Genomic DNA, 5,062 nt, shown 5'->3' with positions numbered 1-5,062 from the left:
GGCCGCGCGCTGGGCTCGAGCGAGAAGTTCGACGAGGTGCTGACGCCGCTGGCGGACAAGCTGGGCGCGGCGCTGGGCGCCAGCCGTGCGGCGGTCGATGCGGGCTACGCGCCGAACGACTGGCAGGTCGGCCAGACCGGCAAGATCGTCGCGCCGCAGCTGTATGTGGCCTGCGGCATCTCGGGTGCGATCCAGCACCTGGCGGGGATGAAGGATTCGAAGGTGATCGTCGCGATCAACAAGGATCCCGAGGCTCCGATCTTCCAGGTGGCCGACTACGGTCTGGAAGCCGATCTGTTTCATGCCGTGGCCGAGATCCAGGCCATGCTCTAGTCAGTCTGGCAGCACCTGCGCATCAGGCACGCCATGCCGGCAGCGTGAAGGCCTCGGCCAGAAAGTCCACCATCAGCCGTACTTTGGGCGCCAGCTGCTTTCGACTGGGATAGACCGCATAGATGCCCAGTTCGGTCGATCGGAACTGGGGCAGCACTTCCACCAAGTCTCCTCTGGCCAGGTGGTGTCCGACCAGGAAGGTCGGCTGCAAGACGAGGCCTTGGTGCTGCAGTGCCGCTGCGCAGCAGGTGTCGCCACTGGTGCTGCGCATGCGTGGGTTGATCTTCACGGCAACAGGGCCGTCTGGCCCCTCGAAGTTCCACTGTTCGCCGGTGGCCAGCAGCTTGTACGCGAACACAGGGTGATGAGCCAGCTCTGACGGGTGCTGCACTGGACCGTGCTCGAGCAGGTAGTGCGGCGTCGCGCACAAGACCAGTCGAGTGGTGGCCAACCTGCGTGTCACCAGCGATGAGTTGTTCAGTTGAGCGATTCGCACCGCCAGGTCGAAGCCTTCATCCACCACATCCACCAGACGATCTCCCAGCGTGACGTCAAGCACCAATTTGGGGTGCCGAGCCATGAAGACCGGCCACAGTGGCGCCAACTGGAGCAAGCCGAACGAAACCGGCGCGCTGATCCGCAATTCGCCCATGACTTCACCCGTGTGGTGGGTGAGCTCTGTCTCTGCGGCCTCCAGGCTGGCCAGCAGGTCCTTGCAGCGTTCGTGGAAGACCTCGCCTTCGCGTGTCAATGACAGCCGGCGTGTCGTGCGATGCAGGAGTCGCACGCCCAGTCGCTGTTCAAGCTCGGACACCACACGCGACACGACGGATTTGGACAGCTGAAGGGCATCGGCTGCCCCGACGAAGCTGCCTGCGTCGACCACGGCCACGAAGGCGCGCATTTCCAGAAATCGATCCATGGTCAATTGTCCTTGAAACAGGATTAGTCAGTCCTTGAGGAGCATGTTTATCCTTGATCTTGCAACTCATACAGTGGCTTCCATGGCAGCAAGACGCTGTCTCCACTTCAAGAGGTCGTGAAATGAAAGTCACTGTCATCGGCGCGGGCAACATGGGCTCGGCCTTCGTTCAACAACTGACCCGAGCCGGCCATCAAGTCAGCGTCACGGCGCGTGACGGGAGCAAGGCGGCCCAGCTGGCTGCGGCTCATCCGGGTGCGGTGGCCGTGCCGGTGGCAGGTGCCGCCCAGGGGGCCGATGTGGTCGTGCTGGCCACGGGCTACGCCGATGCGGCCAGCGCACTGGCCGCGGTGGGCGTGCAGCACGATCAGGCGGTCATCGACATCACCAATCCGCTCACGGCGGACTACATGGGCCTGACGCTGGGACACAGCAGCTCTGCCGCCGAAGAGATTGCCAAGGCGGTGCCGCAAGTCGCCATCGTCAAGGGCTTCAACACCTTGTTCGCTCAGGTGCTGGCTGCCGGTGCTGACTTGGGCGGTGGCCGGGTCGCCAGCGTCTTTCTGGCCAGTGACAGCGCTGCCGCGAAGGAGAAGGCCAGCGAGCTGGCGCAGAGCCTGGGCTTCGAGGTGGTTGACGCCGGTGGTCTGAAGAACGCCCGTTATCTGGAGCCTCTGGCCGGCCTGAACATCTACCTGGGCTACGGCGCAGGGCGCGGCACGTCCATCGCTCCGGCCTGGATCAGCAAGGTCTGATCGGCAGCGCATTCGACTTCAAAACGGCACTGCCGCTGAAATCAGCTCGGCCTGGGCCGCAAGCAAGGCCCGGCACCTTACGCAGACGCACGAGACAGACATCATGGAACACGACATCATTCTTCAGCAGCCAGCCCAGGCCTCGGCGCTTGTGCTGCTCTTTCACGGTGTGGGTGCGACAGCACAAAGTCTGCAGCCCCTGGGTGAACATCTGGCCCGGTGGCAGCCCGATGCCGTGGTGGTGAGCGTTCAGGCGCCGCTGCGCTCGGAATTCGCTGGCGGATGGCAATGGTTCTCGGTGCAGGGCATCACGCCGGACAACCGACCGGCGCGAGTCGCGCAAGCCATGCCTGTCTTCGTGCAGACGGTCCAGCGCTGGCAGGCCAGGACCGGTCTGGCACCCGCACAGACCACCCTGGTCGGATTTTCCCAGGGCGCGATCATGTCGCTGGCGGCCAGCCAGCAGCCCGTGGGACTGGCTGGCCGGGTGGTGGCACTTTCTGGCCGTTTTGACCAGGCCCCTCAGCACGGATCGCCAGGCATGCGGTTCCACCTGCTGCACGGACAAGCCGATTCGGTGGTGCCAGCCCAGTCGTCCATCGATGCCCATGCGCAGCTGCAGGCCCTGGGGGCTTCGGTGACGCTGGACATGGTGCCGGGTCTGGGACACAGCATCGACATGGCCATGCTGCAGCGCCTGCAGGCCCGCCTGCGGGAAGACGAGGCGGAGCGCTGACATGCCGGACAGGGCCTGGCAGATCGACGGTGATGTCTCCGAATGGACGTTGACCGACACGCTTCAGAACCGTGTCAGCCTGGGTCTGGGGCCTGCCGCGTTGGCAGCGCGCCATTGGCCTGATGGGCGGCCGCGGTCTCTTGCCGTGGAGCACGCGATCGACGACATGGAAATGGCCATCGAGCGCAGCCCGCTGCGCCATGCGAACAGAGACCTGCTGACGCTGGTCTGCGCCGATCCGGCCGTGATGAGCCCCTGGATCCCGGCGGGTGCAGAACTGCATCGTGACGAGGTCGAGCAGGCGTTCTCGGCGTGGGTGGCTACGCTGGACCGATTTGGGGCCGCGGATCCGAGTGCGTCAGGCAGCGCGGCCGCCGCTCTGCTGATGCTGCGTGAGCTGATGCATCACCTGGGATTTCAACGGTTCTGCGTCTCGGTCACTGTCATGCCAGGAATGCCAGCAGGTCCCGGGTGAACTGGAAGGGGTTCTTGATGGCCAGGAAATGGTCACCTTGCTCCGCTTCGCTGTAGACGTGCAGGACCGCGCCAGGAATCTGCTGCTGCATCCAGCGCTGGCTGGGCAGCGCGTGGCTCTGTTCGCCCGAGAAGATCGCCACGGGCACGCCGCGGATCTTGTGGCGGATCACGTCGCGCCAGTCGTTGGCGGCGTGGTCGAACAGCACCCGTGCCAGCGCCTTCGGGTCGTTGCGGATCACGGCGCTGACAAAGCTGACCGCATTGTCGAAGGCCAGCGAGTCACGCATGCCGAAGCGGGCCATGCTGTGCAGGTCGACCACCAGGCAGTGCACGGGCAGGCCCGCCGTGAAGGCCGCGACCATGCGCTCGATCGAGGAGGTCATGCCGCCGGCCTCCATGCGCTCCTGTTCGGACCAGTCGGCGTGGGCGTAGATCGACGGCGGCTCGTCGATGAACACCAGCTTGCGCATGCCCTGCAGGCCGAACAGTTCGATGCGCGCCCACAGCACCGCCGCTCCCATGGACCAGCCGCAGTACTCGGCCTGCGCCAGTCCCAGGTGGTCGGCGAACTCCTTCAGATCGACGGCGAAGCGCGCGATGCGGCAGCCATGCTCGACATGCTCCGACAGCCCCTGGTTGCGCGGATCGAGCACGTAGACGCGCCGGTGTGCCCGCAGCAGGTAGAGCACATGGATGAACTCGGCGCCATTCGACGACCAGCCCGGCAGCAGGATCAGCGGCTCGCCCTGCCCGGCCGCCCAGTAGGCCAGCCGCACGCCGTCGCCGGTGGTGAAGTGGCCGATCTCCAGATCGTCAAAATCCGAGAGCCGGTCGGGCAGTCCGTCGATGCGATGCGGAAAAACGTAGTCCTGTCCCAGCGCCTGGACAGCGATCTGTGTTGTCGGAGTGGGCGTGGGGCGGTCGGACATGGTCAATCCTTCGGGGCGATGGTGATGGAATCTCGGACGATGAGCTTGCACGGCAATGTCTTCACGGCCTGCCGGGCTCGACCTTCCAGCGCTTCGATGACCTGCAGCGCAGCGGCTCGCCCATTTCTTCGGCGGGAAGTGCGGCGGTCGTCAGCGTGGGCGTGATCTTGCGCGCCAGGCCGAAGTTGTCGAATCCGCAGATCGACAGATCTTCCGGAAGAGTCATCTTCAGCCGGTTGGCCGCGGCGATGACACCGGCGGCGATGTCGTCGGTCAGGCACTGCACGGCCGTCGGTCGCGGGGTCTGGGACAGCACATGCAGACCGGTCTCGTGACCGGCATCGAAGAAGGCCTGGCAGTCATGCAGCGTGTGGTGAATGCGGTCACGCTCGGGGTGCTCGTGGATCGCCTCCAGAAATCCCGCCTGCCGCTCGACAGTCGCGCGGTGCTGCTGGGGCGTGCCGCCGATGAAGGCGACACGCCGATGGCCCAGGTCAAGCATCTTCTGTGTCAGTGCGCGTGCAGCTGAGCGCTCGTCGGCCACGACGGCGAGATCCGCGCAGGTGGCGTCGAAGGCAGGGCGATTGCATCAGCCATCGCTCGAAATTTGTGCAGGGCTGAGTGAGGCTGGAGTCAAGCCGAAGAGCGCTTGGAGGTAGTCATCGCTCCAGCCCATGCGCTTGCGCTTGGTCTTCTGGCTGCCCTTGCCGGCGTCGAGCTTGATCTGGTTCTGGGCGATGCGCCGCAGCGTGGCCATGTTGTGCGGGCCGTGGTCGCGCCGGATCAGGCAGGCATCCTCGCGGTAGTTGACGTCCAGCACCCAGTGGCAGTCGTTCTCGATGGCCCAGTGCGCCCGGATGGTGGCGTTGAAGGCCTGGGCATCGAGCACCTCGGAGCTGATGTAGTAACG

General features: G+C 65.2%; 8 protein-coding genes. 4 read left to right on the top strand and 4 right to left on the bottom strand.

Annotated features, from left to right (window positions below):
• The coding region (locus BW996_RS20785) for an electron transfer flavoprotein subunit alpha/FixB family protein (protein ID WP_217694731.1) at window positions 1-333 on the top strand (333 nt) is incomplete at its 5' end.
• Between the two features lie 22 nt (window positions 334-355).
• Here BW996_RS20785 and BW996_RS20780 read toward each other — a convergent pair.
• Window positions 356-1,255 carry a LysR family transcriptional regulator gene (locus BW996_RS20780; protein ID WP_037486195.1) on the bottom strand — a complete coding sequence of 300 codons (900 nt, stop codon included), beginning with the start codon at window positions 1,253-1,255 and terminating at the stop codon, window positions 356-358.
• Between the two features lie 53 nt (window positions 1,256-1,308).
• Here BW996_RS20780 and BW996_RS20775 point away from each other — a divergent pair, with 53 nt between their 5' ends.
• From BW996_RS20775 to BW996_RS20765, 3 genes are all read left to right on the top strand, one after another.
• On the top strand, window positions 1,309-2,010 hold the full coding sequence (locus BW996_RS20775; RefSeq protein WP_375136231.1) for an NADPH-dependent F420 reductase: 702 nt from the start codon (window positions 1,309-1,311) through the stop codon (window positions 2,008-2,010).
• Between the two features lie 103 nt (window positions 2,011-2,113).
• Window positions 2,114-2,746, top strand: coding sequence for an esterase (gene ypfH / locus BW996_RS20770; RefSeq protein ID WP_051632334.1), 633 nt, complete (start codon window positions 2,114-2,116; stop codon window positions 2,744-2,746).
• 1 nt (window position 2,747) lies between these two features.
• Window positions 2,748-3,221 carry a hypothetical protein gene (locus BW996_RS20765; RefSeq protein ID WP_037486202.1) on the top strand — a complete coding sequence of 158 codons (474 nt, stop codon included), beginning with the start codon at window positions 2,748-2,750 and terminating at the stop codon, window positions 3,219-3,221.
• Here BW996_RS20765 and BW996_RS20760 read toward each other — a convergent pair.
• The 3 genes from BW996_RS20760 to BW996_RS20750 form a co-directional block, all read right to left on the bottom strand.
• Window positions 3,190-4,152, bottom strand: coding sequence for an alpha/beta fold hydrolase (locus tag BW996_RS20760; RefSeq protein ID WP_037486204.1), 963 nt, complete (start codon window positions 4,150-4,152; stop codon window positions 3,190-3,192). The genes BW996_RS20765 and BW996_RS20760 overlap by 32 nt on opposite strands.
• A 61-nt stretch (window positions 4,153-4,213) precedes the next feature.
• Window positions 4,214-4,696 (bottom strand): substrate-binding domain-containing protein, encoded by a 483-nt coding sequence (locus BW996_RS20755; protein ID WP_076459091.1) that lies wholly within the window; start codon window positions 4,694-4,696, stop codon window positions 4,214-4,216.
• A 45-nt stretch (window positions 4,697-4,741) separates the two neighbouring features.
• A partial coding sequence (locus tag BW996_RS20750; protein WP_139330992.1) for an ISAs1 family transposase occupies window positions 4,742-5,062 on the bottom strand: 321 nt, incomplete at its 5' end.

Source organism: Sphaerotilus natans (assembly GCF_900156335.1).
GTDB lineage: Bacteria > Pseudomonadota > Gammaproteobacteria > Burkholderiales > Burkholderiaceae_C > Sphaerotilus > Sphaerotilus natans.
The sequence above is the reverse complement of the archived record's forward strand: the minus strand, read 5'-3'. Positions and strand labels throughout refer to the sequence as shown.